Source organism: Streptomyces sp. NPDC058650 (genome assembly GCF_042717315.1).
Taxonomy (GTDB): domain Bacteria; phylum Actinomycetota; class Actinomycetes; order Streptomycetales; family Streptomycetaceae; genus Streptomyces.
The window spans coordinates 1-1,077 of the sequence record NZ_JBHXRL010000092.1; the positions used below are offsets into that span (position 1 = coordinate 1).

Here is a 1,077-nt window from a genome sequence, read left to right on the forward strand (position 1 = left end):
CCGTGGTGCTTGATGGCCGCGGTCTCGTACACGGGCGACACGGCAACGAGCTCGACACCGGATGCCTCGGCGATCTCGCGCACCGCGGCGGCGATCGTCGCCTCGCGGTCGTCGAGGTTCGCCCCGAACGCGATGACGGCGCGCGTCATGCCCGGCCCCGCACGATGGTGACGGCGACATCGCCGAACGGCACGGTGATGGGTGCCTGCGGCTTGTGCACCGTGACCTCGACCTCGTCGACGGCGGCGAAACCGAGCGCGACGGCGGCGACCCGCTCGGCGACGGTCTCGATGAGGTCGACGGGGTCGCGCTCGACCGCGGCGACGACGGCTTCGGCGAGCTCGCCGTAGTGCACGGTGCGGTCGAGTTCGTCGGAGGCCGCAGCGGCCGCCAGGTCGACGGCGACCGAGACGTCGATCACGAACTCCTGCCCCTCGACGCGCTCGAAGTCGAACACGCCGTGATGGGCGCGCACGCGAAGCCCGGTGAGGGTGATCCGGTCGCCTCGCCCACTACCCCGCAGTTCAGTCACGTCGTCCACTCTGCCATGCGCCGAGGACGTCGAGGGCGCGACGCGTGCCCTGCACGTCGTGCACCCGCACGGCCCACGCGCCGGCCTGCGCGGCGAGCACGCTCACGACCGCCGTCGGCAGGTCGCGGTCGGCGACGGATGCCGCTTCGGGCAGCATCGCCCCGAGGAACCGCTTGCGCGACGCGCCGACGATGATCGGCAGCCCGAGACCGGCGAGCACGTCGAGCCGGCCGAGCAGCTCCCAGTTCTGGTCGCCGCGCTTGGCGAAGCCGAGCCCGGGGTCGAGGATGAGCCGGTCGCGGGCGACCCCCGCCGCCACGAGCGCGTCGACCCGCTGCGCGAGCTCGTCGCGCACCTCGACGGCGACGTCGGCGTACTCGGCGAGCGAGTCCATGCGGTCGGAGTGACCACGCCAGTGCATGGCGACGTAGAGCGCGCCCGTCTCGGCCGCGATGGGACCCATCGCCGCATCGGCGAGACCCGCCGAGACGTCGTTGATGATCTCGGCGCCCGCCTCGACCGCGGCCTGCGCCGTTGCGGCGCGC

The 1,077-nt window shown here is 73.4% G+C and carries 3 protein-coding genes; all 3 read right to left on the reverse strand.

From position 1 onward, the window contains the following. Positions 1-149, reverse strand: a 149-nt coding sequence (locus ACFWWU_RS37475) for a 2-amino-4-hydroxy-6-hydroxymethyldihydropteridine diphosphokinase (protein ID WP_384153764.1), incomplete at its 3' end; no start/stop codon positions are given. Beyond that, complete coding sequence (gene folB, locus ACFWWU_RS37480) at positions 146-532, reverse strand: dihydroneopterin aldolase (protein WP_384153759.1); 387 nt, start codon at positions 530-532, stop codon at positions 146-148. The genes ACFWWU_RS37475 and folB, both read right to left, overlap by 4 nt. Continuing rightward, a partial coding sequence (gene folP / locus ACFWWU_RS37485; protein WP_384153761.1) for a dihydropteroate synthase occupies positions 525-1,077 on the reverse strand: 553 nt, incomplete at its 5' end. The genes folP and folB, both read right to left, overlap by 8 nt.